General features: G+C 43.0%; 15 protein-coding genes. 8 read left to right on the plus strand and 7 right to left on the minus strand.

Annotated features, from left to right (window positions below; translation table 11 throughout):
- Nucleotides 1–21: 21 nt before the first annotated feature.
- From atpG to FTU00_RS14060, 4 genes are all read left to right on the plus strand, one after another.
- Entirely contained in the window at nucleotides 22–891 is an 870-nt protein-coding gene (gene atpG, locus FTU00_RS14045) for a F0F1 ATP synthase subunit gamma (RefSeq protein ID WP_004780708.1), read from the plus strand.
- Between the two features lie 30 nt (nucleotides 892–921).
- Nucleotides 922–2316, plus strand: a complete 1395-nt coding sequence (atpD, locus tag FTU00_RS14050) for a F0F1 ATP synthase subunit beta (RefSeq protein WP_004780710.1) — start codon at nucleotides 922–924, stop codon at nucleotides 2314–2316.
- Between the two features lie 26 nt (nucleotides 2317–2342).
- Nucleotides 2343–2762, plus strand: a complete 420-nt coding sequence (locus tag FTU00_RS14055; RefSeq protein ID WP_004780711.1) for a F0F1 ATP synthase subunit epsilon — start codon at nucleotides 2343–2345, stop codon at nucleotides 2760–2762.
- Between the two features lie 346 nt (nucleotides 2763–3108).
- A complete protein-coding gene (locus tag FTU00_RS14060) occupies nucleotides 3109–4491 on the plus strand; it encodes an NAD-dependent succinate-semialdehyde dehydrogenase (protein ID WP_180139099.1) in 1383 nt (460 codons plus the stop codon).
- Between the two features lie 61 nt (nucleotides 4492–4552).
- Here the strand turns inward: FTU00_RS14060 and FTU00_RS14065 are convergent, their stop codons facing one another.
- From FTU00_RS14065 to FTU00_RS14080, 4 genes are all read right to left on the minus strand, one after another.
- Nucleotides 4553–5158 (minus strand): hypothetical protein, encoded by a 606-nt coding sequence (locus FTU00_RS14065; RefSeq protein WP_159124343.1) that lies wholly within the window; start codon nucleotides 5156–5158, stop codon nucleotides 4553–4555.
- Nucleotides 5159–5321: 163 nt separating this feature from the next.
- Complete coding sequence (locus tag FTU00_RS14070; RefSeq protein WP_034171538.1) at nucleotides 5322–5705, minus strand: RcnB family protein; 384 nt, start codon at nucleotides 5703–5705, stop codon at nucleotides 5322–5324.
- A 208-nt stretch (nucleotides 5706–5913) separates the two neighbouring features.
- Nucleotides 5914–6459 carry a glutathione peroxidase gene (locus FTU00_RS14075; protein WP_180018515.1) on the minus strand — a complete coding sequence of 182 codons (546 nt, stop codon included), beginning with the start codon at nucleotides 6457–6459 and terminating at the stop codon, nucleotides 5914–5916.
- Between the two features lie 174 nt (nucleotides 6460–6633).
- Nucleotides 6634–7179 carry a glutathione peroxidase gene (locus tag FTU00_RS14080; RefSeq protein WP_180031874.1) on the minus strand — a complete coding sequence of 182 codons (546 nt, stop codon included), beginning with the start codon at nucleotides 7177–7179 and terminating at the stop codon, nucleotides 6634–6636.
- 190 nt (nucleotides 7180–7369) lie between these two features.
- Between FTU00_RS14080 and FTU00_RS14085 the strand changes: the two genes are divergently transcribed.
- Nucleotides 7370–8269, plus strand: coding sequence for a DMT family transporter (locus FTU00_RS14085; protein ID WP_180031876.1), 900 nt, complete (start codon nucleotides 7370–7372; stop codon nucleotides 8267–8269).
- 437 nt (nucleotides 8270–8706) lie between these two features.
- On the opposite strand, the gene FTU00_RS14090 is transcribed toward FTU00_RS14085, so the two are convergent.
- From FTU00_RS14090 to FTU00_RS14100, 3 genes are read right to left on the minus strand one after another with little or no spacing between them, the layout of a single operon-like run.
- Entirely contained in the window at nucleotides 8707–9276 is a 570-nt protein-coding gene (locus FTU00_RS14090) for an L-threonylcarbamoyladenylate synthase (protein ID WP_034171542.1), read from the minus strand.
- Nucleotides 9277–9316: 40 nt separating this feature from the next.
- A complete protein-coding gene (gene dprA / locus FTU00_RS14095; protein ID WP_180031879.1) occupies nucleotides 9317–10456 on the minus strand; it encodes a DNA-processing protein DprA in 1140 nt (379 codons plus the stop codon).
- A gap of 57 nt (nucleotides 10457–10513) precedes the next feature.
- Nucleotides 10514–11668: a LysM peptidoglycan-binding domain-containing protein gene (locus FTU00_RS14100; protein WP_180034228.1), complete on the minus strand. Its 1155-nt coding sequence runs from the start codon at nucleotides 11666–11668 to the stop codon at nucleotides 10514–10516.
- Between the two features lie 120 nt (nucleotides 11669–11788).
- Here FTU00_RS14100 and def point away from each other — a divergent pair, with 120 nt between their 5' ends.
- The 3 genes from def to FTU00_RS14115 all read left to right on the plus strand — a co-directional run bounded on the left by def (nucleotide 11789) and on the right by FTU00_RS14115 (nucleotide 14927).
- Complete coding sequence (gene def / locus FTU00_RS14105; protein WP_004780730.1) at nucleotides 11789–12319, plus strand: peptide deformylase; 531 nt, start codon at nucleotides 11789–11791, stop codon at nucleotides 12317–12319.
- A gap of 92 nt (nucleotides 12320–12411) precedes the next feature.
- On the plus strand, nucleotides 12412–12825 hold the full coding sequence (locus tag FTU00_RS14110; protein WP_180018519.1) for a DUF2946 family protein: 414 nt from the start codon (nucleotides 12412–12414) through the stop codon (nucleotides 12823–12825).
- Nucleotides 12826–12896: 71 nt separating this feature from the next.
- Nucleotides 12897–14927: a TonB-dependent copper receptor gene (locus FTU00_RS14115; protein WP_180018521.1), complete on the plus strand. Its 2031-nt coding sequence runs from the start codon at nucleotides 12897–12899 to the stop codon at nucleotides 14925–14927.
- Nucleotides 14928–15379: the final 452 nt, after the last annotated feature.

Consider the following 15379-nt stretch of genomic DNA (forward strand, 5'->3'; position numbering starts at 1 on the left):
TTCGAATACTAGGTTAAGCGTATGGCAAATTTAAAAGAAATTCGCGCCAAAGTAGCTAGTATCAAAAGCACGCAGAAAATTACTCGCGCGATGCAGATGGTAGCAGCTTCTAAGATGCGTCGTGCGCAAGAGCGCATGGCTCAAGGCCGTCCGTATGCCGAAAATATGCACCGTGTAATTGCTCATTTGGTACAAGCGAATCCTGAATATAAACACCGTTATATGGTTGAACGTCCTGTTAAGCGCGTTGGCTATATCATTGTGTCTTCAGATCGTGGCCTTGCTGGTGGTTTGAACATTAACCTGTTCAAGAAAGTGGTAAAACACGTTCAACAGCAACAAGAGCAGTCAATTGAAGTTCAATTTGCTTTGATTGGTCAAAAAGCGGTTTCGTTTTTTAAAAACTACGGCGGTAAAGTGCTTGGTGCGACCACTCAAGTGGGCGACACTCCAAGTCTTGAACAGTTATCTGGTTCTGTACAGGTGATGTTAGACGCTTATGATAAAGGCGAATTAGATCGTATTTATCTGGTTTCTAACGGCTTTGTCAACGCCATGACTCAAAACCAAAAGATCGAACAGCTTGTTCCTTTGGCAGCTGCTGAAGAAGACAAGACGCTTAACCGTCAATACGGTTGGGATTACATCTACGAGCCTGAAGCTGAAGAGCTTTTAAATGGCTTGTTGGTTCGTTACATCGAGTCTGTGGTGTATCAAGGTGTGATCGAAAACATCGCGTGTGAGCAGTCTGCTCGTATGGTTGCAATGAAAGCTGCAACTGATAACGCGGGTGAATTGATCAAGAACCTGCAACTTATTTATAACAAGCTGCGTCAAGCCGCGATTACTCAGGAAATTTCTGAGATCGTTGGTGGTGCCGCTGCCGTTTAACATATATTAGTTTGAATTGAGGAGACAGCAATGAGTAGCGGTCGTATCATTCAGATCATCGGCGCGGTTATCGACGTCGAGTTTGAACGTAACAGCGTTCCTAAGATCTATGACGCTCTCCAAGTTGACGGTACTGAAACTACATTAGAAGTTCAGCAACAACTTGGTGATGGCGTAGTTCGTACTATTGCAATGGGTTCTACTGAAGGCCTTAAGCGTGGTTTGAACGTAACTAACACTAACGCTCCGATCTCTGTACCAGTAGGTACAGCGACTCTTGGCCGTATCATGGACGTTCTTGGTCGCCCGATCGACGAAGCTGGTCCTGTTGCGACTGAAGAGCGTTTACCAATTCACCGTCAAGCGCCTTCTTATGCAGAACAAGCGGCTTCTACTGACCTTCTAGAAACTGGTATTAAAGTCATCGACTTACTATGCCCGTTCGCGAAAGGTGGTAAAGTTGGTCTGTTCGGTGGTGCCGGTGTTGGTAAAACTGTAAACATGATGGAGTTGATCAACAACATCGCGAAAGCGCACTCAGGTTTATCTGTGTTTGCTGGTGTTGGTGAACGTACTCGTGAAGGTAATGACTTCTATCACGAAATGAAAGACTCTAACGTTCTTGACAAAGTAGCAATGGTCTACGGTCAGATGAACGAGCCACCAGGTAACCGTTTACGCGTAGCGTTGACTGGTTTGACTATGGCTGAGTACTTCCGTGATCAAAAAGACGAAAACGGTAAAGGCCGTGACGTACTATTGTTCGTCGACAACATCTATCGTTATACACTAGCGGGTACTGAAGTATCAGCACTTCTAGGCCGTATGCCATCTGCAGTAGGTTACCAACCGACTCTTGCAGAAGAGATGGGTGTTCTCCAAGAACGTATTACATCGACTAAGTCTGGTTCTATTACGTCAATCCAAGCGGTATACGTACCTGCCGATGACTTAACAGATCCATCGCCTGCAACTACGTTCGCTCACTTGGACGCAACTGTTGTATTGAGCCGTGACATCGCTTCTCAAGGTATTTACCCTGCGATTGATCCACTTGACTCTACTTCACGTCAGCTAGATCCACTTGTAGTTGGTACTGAGCATTACGAAATCGCTCGTTCAGTTCAAAACGTTCTTCAACGTTATAAAGAATTGAAAGACATTATCGCAATTCTTGGTATGGACGAATTGTCAGAAGAAGACAAACTTACTGTATACCGTGCACGTAAGATCCAACGTTTCTTCTCTCAACCGTTCCACGTAGCTGAAGTGTTTACTGGTGCTCCTGGTAAACTTGTACCGCTTAAAGAAACGATTCGTGGCTTTAAAGGTCTTCTAGCTGGTGAATACGATCACATCCCAGAACAAGCGTTCTACATGGTTGGTGGTATTGACGAAGTGATTGCTAAAGCTGAGAAACTTTAATTAGTTCCCTAATTTAGGAGATTCTCATGGCGACTATGCAATGTGACGTTGTAAGTGTTCAAGAGTCTTTGTACTCAGGCACTGTAACTATGCTAATTGCTAAAGGTGCTGGCGGTGAGTTAGGTATTATGCCTGGTCACGCTCCGCTGGTAACTTTGCTCCAACCTGGCGCGATCCGCGTTATTTTGGAAAACGGTACAGAAGAATTAATCTATGTATCTGGTGGTGTTCTAGAAGTTCAACCGCATGTTGTTACGGTTCTTGCTGATACAGCAGTCCGTGCAGAAAACTTGGATGAAGCTGCAATTATTGAAGCGCGTAAACACGCTGAACAATTGCTAGCAAATCAAAAGAGCGATTTGGACTCTGCTGCTGCTTTGGCTGCTCTTGCAGAAACTGCTGCTCAGCTGGAAACGATCCGCAAAATCAAAAACCGTGCAATGTAATTGCTGGTTTAAGATTGAAAAAACCACCCGAAAGGGTGGTTTTTTTATATAAAAACTATTTTGAAAAAAGTTACCAGATTTTAGCCTTATGAATAATTATTTTAAGAAAACTATATAGCTCTAATTTGTACCACTCGATATAACTTTTACCTGCGCTGCGTAATCTTTTGAACCAATCTGTAAGCAAAGTCATAGTCAGAAAAAAACAATGCTAAGTTGATATGGCGTCTTTAAGTTTTTCAGATTTATTCAATAAAAAGTTTCACGGTTCTACTACCTCTGTCACGACGCAAATCACGTTGTTATCCATTTATAAAAATTGAATTGGCCAAGCAGGGATCTAATTATGAGTTATCAATCCATTAACCCCTTTAACAACCAGAAATTAAAAGATTATCCGTCACACACTGATCAAGATATCCAAAATGCCTTGGATACCGCAGAAAAAATCCTGAAGTCGGATTGGACTCAACAAGTAGATACCCGGATTGAGGTACTTAGCAAACTGGCAAACAATATGCGGGAACGCAAGTCAGAACTGGCTAAAATCATGACACTGGATATGGGTAAGCTGATCAAGCAGAGTGAAGGTGAGATCGAAAGCTGTGCCAAAATTGCTGAGTATTATGCAGATCATGCCAAAGAGTTTTTAGCGCCAGTTTCTTATGAAACGGAACTAGGAGAAGCATGGGTAGAGCATCATCCCTTAGGCATCATCATGGCAGTAGAACCCTGGAACTTTCCTTTTTATCAGTTGATGCGTGTCTTTGCCCCAAACTGCGCGATTGGCAACCCTGTGGTAGCCAAGCATGCCAGCATCGTTCCGCAATGTGCTGAAGCCTTTGAACAATTGATTCTGGATGCAGGCGCGCCGAAAGGTGTGTGGATTAATTTATTTATTAGTAGCGATCAGGTTGCAGATATTATCGCGGATCCGCGTGTACAAGGCGTTGCTCTCACAGGTTCAGAAGGCGCAGGGCGTGCAGTAGCAGGGCAAGCTGGGAAACATGTCACCAAATCGACACTAGAATTAGGCGGTAATGATGTATTTATTGTGCTGGATGATGCTGATCTGGAAAAAGCGATCAAAATCGGCTGTCAGGCACGCGTTAATAACACGGGGCAGGTTTGTACAGCAGCTAAACGTTTTATCCTGCATGAGAAAATTGCGGAACAATTTAAATCGGGCATGATCAAGGTCTTTGAAGGCTTAAAAATTGGTGATCCGTTGGATTCTGAAACTACACTTGGCCCACTGTCCTCAGCAGATGCGTTGGAAAAACTGACCAAGCAGGTTGATAAGGCAGTAGAGAATGGCGCGAAAGTCGTGACTGGTGGTAAGCCTTATGAGCATGAAGGTAATTTCTATCAGCCAACTATTCTGGAAAATATCAGCCGTGATAATCCGGCCTGGTATGAAGAATTCTTTGGTCCTGTGGCACAGATCTATGTCGCAAAAGATGAAGATGAAATTGTATCGATTGCCAATGATTCTAATTATGGTCTCGGAGGCGTGATTCATTCACAAAATATTGAGCGGGCGAAAAAGCTGGCTTCACGTGTAGAAACTGGCATGATCTGGATCAACTGGTATACCGATACTGCGCCAGAGCTGCCATTTGGCGGGATCAAAAATTCAGGTTATGGTCATGAACTTTCAATTGATGGTTTCAAAGAATTTGTGCAGAAACGTCTGGTTGTCGTAAAAAGCCCAAAAAATAATATTTAATTTCTAAAATAAAGAAGCCACTTAAACAGTGGCTTCTTTTTGAACGAGATATCAGCGTAAATCAAGTATTTTCTGTTTCAGCTTCTGATGAAGCATCTTTATCTGAGTTTTGAATCAGCATGCCTGCCAGTTTAAGCATTTCAGCTTGCACACTAACCATCTGGCTTTCAATTTTCTTTAAATCAACCTGACTGAAATCGACTTGGCCATTCAGTAAAGGAGAAGCCAGAACCTGTTGATTGGCACTCATAATATTGCTACGTACCTGATCAATTTCCTGACTTTTTAAATTCAGTTCACCTAAAGCCTGATTAAAGCCTGTCAACTGTTGTTGTAACTTGCCTGCTGTAGCTTGCAGTTGCTCGGTATCTTTAGTATCCACCGCAGTTTGCAGATCAGTTTGGGTTTGTTTTAACTGTTCAACATAACTCCCTGCCTTGAATTGCAGATCAGCTACATCACGCACCATATAAAACATATTGCCAGACTTCAGCTCTGTTTGCGCAGTCGTCGTGCGATCACTTTGCTGTACAGGTTCAAGATCAGTAGAAAGCGTACTTTGTTCTTGCTCGACCGGTGCTTCGGTCGCCTGTTCACAGCCCATTAATAAAATGCCTGAGCTAAATAGGGCAAAAGGAAGAAGAGCATTTACAAGAATCTTGGACATAAAATCGTGGTCTCGGAGCAGGTGGTTCTAATGCATGACTATAAGAATAAAATGTGGAGATAAAAAAGATTGTTGCAAAGTCATAACAAATATTTTGAATACAAAAGATTAAGACATTAAAAAAGAGTGCCGAAGCACTCTTTTTCACCGAGGAGGATAAAACTTATCCTGCAATAATTTTGATAATGTTATGGCTCATCACATTGGTCAGGATATAGTCACCATTTACTTTGATCCATTGCTGGTTTTTACCAGGTTTGCTGAGTTTTTTGTATTTGCTGTGATCTACCTTGTACATTTTGCTCTGGAACTGAGCTGGTACTTTTTGACCTACGCGCCAATCGCGTGAAGGATCTATTTTCTTATGTACCTGTTTATGCTGTTGAGCGTGTGCAGGAGATTTATGCTGTGCGTGATACTGTTGCTGAACATGCGTTTTTTGTGGCTGATGGTGTTGCGAGTGATGCTCTGGAGCTGCAGCAAAAGCTGAAGTCGCCACAAGTGTACTAGATAATGAAAATACGACTGCTTTTACTAAGTTTTTCATGTTTTGAACCTATCGTTATCTCTCTTGGGATAACTGCATTTTAGGCTTAACTCATTGATAAATATGGAATGAAGTGTTGTAGAAAAATAAAAATTAAGCGTAAATCATGGAGATTTTAGAGCTAAGTAAATCTGGTTGTAAGTATTTGATTTTTATTTAAATAATAAGTATCTATTATTGAAATAGATACTTACATTACTGTTACAAATTATTTGGCCAATTCTGCATTGATTGCATCTCGCAAGCGAGCATCATCTGCCGGAATATTTGGCGCAAAACGCGCGACCACTTCACCTTGCTTGTTGACCAGGAATTTTTCAAAGTTCCACAGCACTTCTGGTAATTCATTTGGCGTATTGCCAAAACTTTTCAGGCGCTCTGCAAAATCTTCGCCGCCTGTACGTTGCGGCTGAGCTTGGGTCAGATAATGGTAAAGAGGATGCTGATCTTCACCCACGACAGAGATCTTGGAGAATAGCGGGAAATCCACATTGTAGTTCAGACTGCAGAACTGCTGGATTTCCTCGTCTGTGCCCGGTTCCTGACCTTTAAAGTTATTCGCAGGAAAAGCCAGAATTTCCAGTCCTTCAGTTTTTTTCTCATTATAAAGTTTCTGCAGTCCTTCATATTGTGGGGTTAAACCACATTTCGATGCGACATTTACAATCAGCAGGACTTTGTCCTGATAATTGGACAAAGTCGTATTTTCTCCAGTGACGGTTTTTACCGGAATCTCATAAATGGACTGGCTCATATTATTTTGCTCGAATTGTTATGGAAATAGACTCATGTTTTATCGGGTCTGGGCGGTTTCAGCAAACATAAATTTTAGATAAGTTTGTGAAAAAAATATGAAATTCAATGTTTATGCCTATGAGCTAGGTCGGCTAAACTGGTCATCAGTTGCAACCGACCTATTTAAAAAGACTTATTTAGCAAGCTCAGCATTGATTGCATCCAGCAGGCGTGAATCATCTGCCGTGATATCCGGTGCAAAACGTGCAACGACTTCCCCCTGTTTGTTCACCAGGAATTTTTCAAAGTTCCAGAGGACTTCAGGCGGTTCATTTGGAGTCAGGCCATAGTCGACCAGATCTTTCCACCATGGACCTTCACCGATACGTTCTGGTACAGCCTGAGTCAAAGTGGCATACAAAGGATGTTTGGCTTTACCCACGACCGGAATTTTGGCAAACAGCGGGAAATCCACCTGATAGTTCAGGGAACAGAAGTCCTGAATTTCCTTTTCACTTCCAGGTTCCTGTTCCAGAAAATCATTGGAAGGGAAACCTAAGATTTCCAGTCCTTCGACTTTTTTATCATCATAGAGCTTTTGCAAGCCTTCGTATTGTGGAGTGAGGCCGCATTTTGATGCCACATTTACCAGCAGTAAGACTTTGCCTTGATACTGGTTCAGCGTCGTGTCCGTTCCTTGAATCGTTTTTACCGGAATGTCATACACAGAAGTGCTCATCGGATTTCCTTTTTATTAAATGAATGAGGGCTATTTGTTTTAACGGGTATTTAAATACAGTACAAGTCGGAATCAGTGAAATGCTTACTGGCCGGCTACAAATAGCATTAATTTTAGTTGAAAAATCAATTATGCTTAGGCACTTGCCAAGAAGCATAGATTAACAATAGATAGAGACAGGGATGAAGTTATGACGCAGCAGCAAAAAACAATGTGGTGGGCCATGCTGCTTCCCTTGACTGCGGTCCTGATCTGGTCATTGAATATGACCGTTACCCGTTATGTGGCGGATTATATTTCTCCCTTAAGTATCAGTTTTTATCGCTGGGTTCTGGCTCTGCTGATTTTAACGCCGTTAATGTGGCCCAAGGTTCGCAAAGCCTGGCCGGAAATTCGACCGCATCTGGGGCATCTGGCTGTCTTAAGTGCATTGGGCATGGTGTTGTATCAAGGCCTGGCTTATACCTCAGCACATTATACCAGTGCCACCAATATGGGCCTGATCAATGCCTTTATTCCAATTTTTACTATTATTGTCGGAATCTTTGTTTTACATGTTCGTCCCACTTTAATGGCGGTGATTGGTAGTATTTTGTCTTTTATTGGTCTGATGTATGTGATGGGGCAGGGGCAATGGGCACATTTACTGGATGCAGGAGATCATTATATTGGTGATCTGCTGATGCTGATTGCGGTATTTTTCTATGCCTGTTATGGCGTTTTGCTCAAAAAATGGCAGATCCAGATTCCGCTATTGGTTAGTCTGTATATGCAGATTTTTTTGGCCGTTCTCTATCACATTCCTTTAGTGTTGTACTCAGGTCTGGATGCTATTAATAGTAATAACGCAGCAAGTATTATTTATGCCGGAATTTTTCCTTCTATTGCTGCCCCATTCTTATGGATGATGGCTGTACAACAACTTGGTCCAAACCGCAGCAGTATTTTTATGAATTTGATGCCGGTCTTTACGGCGTTAATCGCTTATTTATGGTTATCTGAAGCCTGGACAATCTACCATAGCATTGGTGGTGCCATTATTCTAGTAGGTATTTTATTGGCGCAATACCCTGCTAAACCCAAGGTTTAAGCGATCAAATAAAGAGTTAAAGTTTTATTTGTTTAATATTTGAATAAATGATTACATTATTTTTACAGTATTATTCCTTAAATTTAGTGATTATGGATATAAAAATAAATTATTAAAAATTAACTTCATTTTAAAACTGAAACAAAAATAGCAAGATATTTTGAATTTTGATTAAATTTTAAATATTTTTAATAGAAAAAATGTATTAATAAATTGTTTTATTATATTTGCTGTTGTGACGGATTTCTCGCATAATGCCCGCATCGAGAATGATGAATCAGAAAAAACCTAGATTTATCAAACTCCCAGAGATTTACAGACCCTCTGGATGTGATAATACACATCCTTTTTTATGCTCAACCATCCCTATATGGTTGAGCTTTTTTTTTGTCTTAAAACTTTAGTCGGCTTGAAAAGAAAAATGACTGAGCAAAGGCTCAGTCACGAATAATTTCACCTGTTACAGCATCAATAATCCGGCTTGGTTTCTGGCTCAGTCCCAGATCGCCATTCAGATAATTTAGGTCCTGACCAAAATAACGCATGGCATCTTGCAGTGAACGTGCAGGTTCTAAGCCGGCAGGATTGGCACTGGTTGAAACAATAAAACCGCCAAAAGCCTGACACAAGGCTACACAAAGAGGATGAGTGGTCACGCGCACTGCCACTTTAGGGTGTTTGCCTTTAATCCAGCCTGGAATATCGTCATTGGCAGGGAGTAACCAGGTGGTTGCCCGGTCTGTAGGTCGATCATTACTCCAAGACTCAATTACTTTTTCACGCATTTCTTCACTTAGATCCTGAAGTAAATGTTCCACTTGTGAAATATGAGCTGCGAGTAAAATCACGCCTTTTTCAATCGGGCGCTGTTTTAAGGTTAAAATCTGGTGAAATGCCTGTTCATTATAGGGGTCGCAACCTAAACCCCAAACAGCCTCTGTAGGGTATGCCAAGACCTGTCCAGCTTTGAGACATTCAGCTGCTTCGGCAACAGAGGTGGTGATCATGTGTATACCTTATCAAAACAAGAAGTGTCTATTGTGAACCTTATTTATGTGGACGACAACGTAGATACATGCCGGCTTGCTGGGTGCAAAAGCCAAGTAGCTCCAGTTCCATCAATTGACTGGTCAGAGAAGAGACATCCTGTTGCAGATGATGACTGAGATGATCCAGATCCTGTCCGACCCAGTCTAACTGGTTATAAAGTCTGAGCAGATGAGGCGGTATGTGTGCAGGAAGTTCATCCGCCATGTCATGTTGTACTTCATTTTGTAAGGCTTGCCATTGGGTCGCCAAAGCCAGTTCTTCAATCACCTGTTGCGGGTGATCAATTAGAATCGCGCCTTCACGAATCAGCTGATGGCAACCCTTATGATATTCGCTATAAATATGTCCCGGAATGGCAAATACGGTTTTGCCTTGTTCGGCAGCCAGTTTGGCCGTAATTAGAGAGCCGCTTTTTAAGGTCGCTTCAGCCACAATGACTCCGAGACTTAAACCGCTGACAATCCGGTTACGCCGTGGAAAGTGATGCTGCAAGGGTGGAGTCTCTGGCAGAAACTCGGTAATGACCGCACCACCATGCGCAATAATCTCCTGGCGCAATTGTGCATGTTGAGAAGGGTAGGTCTGATCCAGTCCAGTCCCCATCACTGCAATGGTGCCCTGATATTTTAATCCTGCCCGATGTGCTGCTTCATCTATGCCTTGTGCTAATCCACTATTAATATAGAAACCCTGTTCACTCAAATAAAAGGAAAAATCATAAGCTACTTGCCGGCCGTGAGGACTCGGCTTGCGACTTCCTACAACCGCAATTTGAGCCTGAAGCAATGTATCCGGCTGACCTTGACCAAAAATAATTGGTGGTTTGTCTACATAGTGGCTGAGTTGCTGCGGATAGTGCAGATCATGATAGAGCAGGATGAAATCACTATCTCGTTGAACTTTTTCCAGACAGCGCTGAAATTTCTGTTGTGATTCTGGAAGCGAGAAGTCTTTCAAGCGTTGGATATGATTGGCATGAATGCCAAGCGCCTGCCAGGTGGGCACCTGATCAGGCTGTAGGGCTGTGGTCAGACTTGAATAATGCTGACTGATTTTATAGAAGCTCGAAAGAGAATGCTGAACCAGATACCATAACGTCAGTGTTTCCAGTTGCACGCGTGATAACGAGTTCAGCATATCGAGACCTATATGTGTGTCTTCTTATTCTTTCAGTTGTAAAGTTAGATCAATCTATTATTCATCTAACAATGGCGCTTGAATATTGGCACCCACCTTGATAGGTAACTCACTTTCCAGCACATAAGCATAGCTCAGTTGGTCAAAAGTTTTAAAGACCATCAGATTGCCAATGCGCTCACCTGGAAGCTGTACGCGCTCTTTGGTTTTCGGATCAGTCACCACTTCACCTTTCTGGTTTACGCTGAAGACATGACCAGTCTGAACCCCATGTGCCGTACCACGGTCAATCGTCACGACACTATGACGCGCAGCGGTACCAATTGAACCCAGTACACGCACAATCTGACCGCCAGCTACAGTATTCTCTGCATTCACTGGATAGAACAGGGTAGGCAACATCGGATCGTATTCTGGCAGGACACGGTCACCACGACGCACTTCGGCATTGTAGCTGTCGGTTAATTCCAGCGTGGTGACATCACCTTCGCCACGTACTGCGATTCCGGAAGCAACCTGTTGCAACTCTAGAGCAGCCGTGTATTTCTTGCCATTGGCATCGGTAAAGACATAAGGGTCTGCTTCACGATATACCGCATAACGCTGGCCAACCACCAGACCATTCCCGCGTGCATAGACCTTCTGGCCTTTACCTGCCAATACGCGCTGGTCTGCAGTGCCGAGAATGTAAGGCGTACCCTGAACTGAATCTGCTGCCACAATGGTATAGCGTTCCAGCCATTGCTGGATATGCGCCAGTGGAATCACTGGAATTGTGTTATTTAAAGATTCAACACGAACCTGTGGCTGTAGCGAAGTACTGCCGATATAACGACTGATAATGCCTTCACAGCCATCACCTTCATCTTTACCGATAATTGGACGGCCTTGATAGTCACACATCAACAGGCGGTCACCCGGGAAAATCCAATGTGGATTTTTCACGTGCTTGTTACTGGCCCAGATTTCTGGCCAACGCACCGGATTTTTTAAGAAACGTTTTGAAATATCCCACAATGTATCGCCTTTTTTGACCACGTAGACATTGGGCGCACTGGCTTTTAAAGCAGGTGGATTGACGTTACGGGCAGGAGCTGCCTCGGCTGAATACATTGTCCCCATACTCACTCCGACACAAACTGCCAGTGCGAGCATTTGATTTTTTAACCCCAAGGCACTAAAAAATGGCATGCCCTTCAAAACCTTTTTCATTATCATAATTCCTAAAATTATGTGCGTAGTTGCGTTATAATAACGATCTTACACACATTTTTTTGATGAAGCATTCCCTTCATTTGGTTTTTTGATCAATGGCATAATTGAGGACGCAGTATGGCCTTATTACCTATTTTAAGTTTCCCGGATCCCCGTCTTCGTACCATTGCACAACCAGTCGAAGAAGTTACTGATGAAATTCGTCAGCTCGCTGCAGATATGTTTGAAACCATGTATGAAGCGCCAGGCATCGGACTCGCCGCGACCCAAGTTGATCGTCATATTCAGCTGATTGTGATGGACCTGTCTGAAAACAAAGATCAACCCATGGTGTTCATTAACCCCAAAATCACACCATTGACTGAAGAAACACAGCCTTATGAAGAGGGCTGTCTATCAGTTCCTCAAATATACGATAAAGTTGAGCGTCCGTCACGCGTAAAAATCGAGGCAATTGGTCTGGATGGTCAACCCTTTGAACAAGAGGCTGATGGACTTCTCGCTGTGTGCATCCAACATGAAATGGATCACTTAAATGGTAAACTTTTTGTGGATTATCTGTCGCCATTGAAACGTCAGCGTGCCCGTGAAAAAGTAGAAAAACTGGTTCGCCAGCGCAATAAAGAAAAAGTTGCAGTTAAACGCTAGGACTCTTTTCCCAAGCAATTTTTATGCTTCAACAAGCCCAATTTCGATTGGGCTTTGTTATACTTAGCCCAGACAAATTCAAGGGTTTGCCTATGGTCCTGCGGGGAGGTCTGCTACTTTCCTTTGTGGCGGTATTTCTACAGATTGCTGTGTTCTTACAGCCTTTGCTGCCGAAGCAATATCAGGTTGCTCCGGTCTGTGAAACCATCACGCGCGCCCTTTTAGTTTCCTCTCATGTTCATTCTGAACATTCTGCCCATCATCACCTTGATCAGCATCCTATTTCCTCAGACTCCATGGCGCATGAACACGATGCCAGTCATCAGTGTCAGTACTGTACTGTCTATGGCAACCTGGTTTTGCCGCCTAAGCTTGAAGTGAAAGAAGTCCTGGATCGAATTCAGGTCAGACTCTTGGCTTTTGAACAAGCCTTTAAGCATGTCTGGTTTATCCTTCAGCGACTCTTTTTAATCCCGCAGGGACGGGCACCGCCACTGTTTGCATAAATCCACGTTGTTTTGCCTGGGTCTTGAATGACTCGGATTGTGTTTAATTTATGTATTCAGTGAGATTGAAAATGGCTCAGTCTAAATTCTTGTTACAGCCCCTTGCGGCTGCGATTTGTGTTGCCTGTTATTCATCAGTGGTTATGGCCAATGAAAGCATGCCTGTACAAACCATGGCGCCGATTGTGGTGACTTCAACTGCCGGTAATGATGCCAATGGTCTGATTGTTCGTGCTGATCCCAAACAGCCGATTCAGCCAGTGCCAGCAACCGATGGCGCAGATTATCTGCAAAGTATTGTGGGTTTTAGTTCAGTCAATAGTGGCGCAGGAACCAATGGGGATGTCACTTTCCGCGGTATGTTCGGTTCACGAATTAAAATTTTAACGGATGGCACGGAAAACCTGGGGGCCTGTCCAAGCCGGATGGATTCGCCCACCTCCTATATTTCCCCGGAAAGCTATGACCAGATTTCGGTCATTAAAGGTCCGCAGACGGTGCAATATGCCAATACCGGTTCAGCCGCAACCGTCATTTTTGAGCGTTCACCTGAACAGTTTGATGCAGACAATCACTATCGCGGTCAGGCCAGTGTCCTGCTGGGCTCCTTCGGACGTCTTGACCATAATGTTGAAGTTGCAGCAGGTGATGCACAGAAATATATTCGCCTGAATACCAGCCGCTCTGTTTCAGACAGTTATAAAGATGGTAATGGCACGACTGTTCCTTCCGATTGGGAGCGCTGGAATGCCGACATTGCATTAGGCTGGACACCGGATAGCGATACCTGGGTAGAGTTGACCGGGGGCAAGGCGGATGGTGAAGCTGTGTATGCCGGCCGTGCAATGGATGGCTCCAAGTTTGCCCGTGAAAGTCTGGGTTTGCGTGTTGAAAAGAGAAATGTCAGCGATGTGATCAAGAAAATTGAAGCACAGGTAAACTACAATTTTAATGACCATGTCATGGATAACTATAGTCTGCGCGAGTTCAAGCCTGGCGGTATGATGAGTATGCCTATGGCCACCAATGTAGCGCGTAAGACATTGAATGCGCGTATGGCCGTGACCAGTGAATGGGATAAATTACAGCTGATTACAGGTATCGACAGCCAGAATAATCAGCATAGCAAACGTAACGGAAATCTGATGACAGCGTATCAGAATAAGCCACGTATTAAAGATATGGAGTTCCAGTCGATCGGTGGTTTCGGTGAGCTCAGTTATGAGGTCAGTGATAATCATAAGTTGGTGAGTGGCCTGCGTCTGGATCAGGTCAAAGTAGAAGCAGTGGAGTCAAACCAGGAGCGTAAAAAAACTTTACCAAGCGCTTTTTTGCGTTTTGAGAATCAGCATCCAGACCATGATGATGGCAAGACTTATATGGGTATTGGCTATGTCGAACGTATGCCGGATTACTGGGAGCTGTTCAGTCCAAAATCAGGCAATGGTCATCCAAATACCTTTAAGAACATTGATACTGAAAAAACTTTACAGCTGGATATTGGCTACCAGCATGAACATGGTAATTTCAGTTCATGGGCATCGGCATATGCAGGTGTGATCAATGATTACATCCTCACGACTTACTTGCCAACAGGTAATATGGGAATGTTAGAAGCACATAGCCGAAATGTAGATGCAACAGTGGCAGGTGCAGAAGTCGGAATCGGATATCAGTTTACTGATGCGATTCAGGCTGATCTGAGTGCGATGTATGCTTGGGGTAAAAATACCAGTGACAATACGCCGTTGCCACAGATTTCACCTTTGGAAGCTCGGGTAAATTTACGTTATATCCAGGATAACTATACTTTGGGTGCCTACTGGCGCCTGGTCGATGGTCAGAACCGAATTAGTGAGCGTGAAGGCAATATTGTCGGCTATGATCTTAAGCAAAGTGCTGGTTTTGGTACTCTCTCTTTAAATGGTACATATCATGTAAATGACAACATGGATCTTTCTGTGGGTGTCGATAACGTACTGGACCGTACCTATGCCGAGCATTTGAACAAGATGGGCAGTTCCGGTTTTGGATTTGCTGCCAATGAGCAATTTAATAATATCGGACGGAATTACTGGGCAAGAATCAGTATGAAATTCTAATTTGAACTGAAAACAAACAAAAAGCAGGAGTTTTTTCCTGCTTTTTGTTTATGGTAGTAATTTAAATTCATGTTTATCAGTAAGTTAATATTGTTTTGTTTTGCATTAAATAATAACTCAAACTTTTATTAAAATAATTTTTATAAATAAAACAGTAACTTATGAATTTTATGGATTATAAAATAAACATGCGTTTGTAAAGTTTAAAAAATGGGGTTGCAAGCCCCCTGAAATACTGTAGAATGCACATCCATCGGCGGTGATGAAGATTAAAACTTCTGATAAAACAGTAACTTAGCATGAAATGGTTGAGTTAGGTTTTAGAAAGGAAGTTTAAAAATAATTTTCATTACTGGTTGACTTTCTAGAGATAGAGAGTAATATAGCCGACCTAGCTTGCTACTGACGAAGTAGCAAGAAGATCATTAAGAGATTATGAAGAACAACTTGTG

This window comes from Acinetobacter sp. YH12041 (genome assembly GCF_013419975.1).
Taxonomy (GTDB): domain Bacteria; phylum Pseudomonadota; class Gammaproteobacteria; order Pseudomonadales; family Moraxellaceae; genus Acinetobacter.

Excerpts from the sequence above, each read along its gene's own strand:
- atpG (WP_004780708.1), top strand. The coding sequence starts at position 22 with ATGGCAAATTTAAAAGAAATTCGCGCCAAAGTAGCTAGTATCAAAAGC.
- dprA (WP_180031879.1), bottom strand. The coding sequence starts at position 10,456 with ATGCTGAACTCGTTATCACGCGTGCAACTGGAAACACTGACGTTATGG.
- FTU00_RS14070 (WP_034171538.1), bottom strand. The coding sequence starts at position 5,705 with ATGAAAAACTTAGTAAAAGCAGTCGTATTTTCATTATCTAGTACACTT.
- FTU00_RS14065 (WP_159124343.1), bottom strand. The coding sequence starts at position 5,158 with ATGTCCAAGATTCTTGTAAATGCTCTTCTTCCTTTTGCCCTATTTAGC.
- FTU00_RS14100 (WP_180034228.1), bottom strand. The coding sequence starts at position 11,668 with ATGAAAAAGGTTTTGAAGGGCATGCCATTTTTTAGTGCCTTGGGGTTA.
- FTU00_RS14080 (WP_180031874.1), bottom strand. The coding sequence starts at position 7,179 with ATGAGCACTTCTGTGTATGACATTCCGGTAAAAACGATTCAAGGAACG.
- FTU00_RS14115 (WP_180018521.1), top strand. The coding sequence starts at position 12,897 with ATGGCTCAGTCTAAATTCTTGTTACAGCCCCTTGCGGCTGCGATTTGT.
- def (WP_004780730.1), top strand. The coding sequence starts at position 11,789 with ATGGCCTTATTACCTATTTTAAGTTTCCCGGATCCCCGTCTTCGTACC.
- atpD (WP_004780710.1), top strand. The coding sequence starts at position 922 with ATGAGTAGCGGTCGTATCATTCAGATCATCGGCGCGGTTATCGACGTC.
- FTU00_RS14060 (WP_180139099.1), top strand. The coding sequence starts at position 3,109 with ATGAGTTATCAATCCATTAACCCCTTTAACAACCAGAAATTAAAAGAT.
- FTU00_RS14110 (WP_180018519.1), top strand. The coding sequence starts at position 12,412 with ATGGTCCTGCGGGGAGGTCTGCTACTTTCCTTTGTGGCGGTATTTCTA.
- FTU00_RS14090 (WP_034171542.1), bottom strand. The coding sequence starts at position 9,276 with ATGATCACCACCTCTGTTGCCGAAGCAGCTGAATGTCTCAAAGCTGGA.
- FTU00_RS14085 (WP_180031876.1), top strand. The coding sequence starts at position 7,370 with ATGACGCAGCAGCAAAAAACAATGTGGTGGGCCATGCTGCTTCCCTTG.
- FTU00_RS14075 (WP_180018515.1), bottom strand. The coding sequence starts at position 6,459 with ATGAGCCAGTCCATTTATGAGATTCCGGTAAAAACCGTCACTGGAGAA.
- FTU00_RS14055 (WP_004780711.1), top strand. The coding sequence starts at position 2,343 with ATGGCGACTATGCAATGTGACGTTGTAAGTGTTCAAGAGTCTTTGTAC.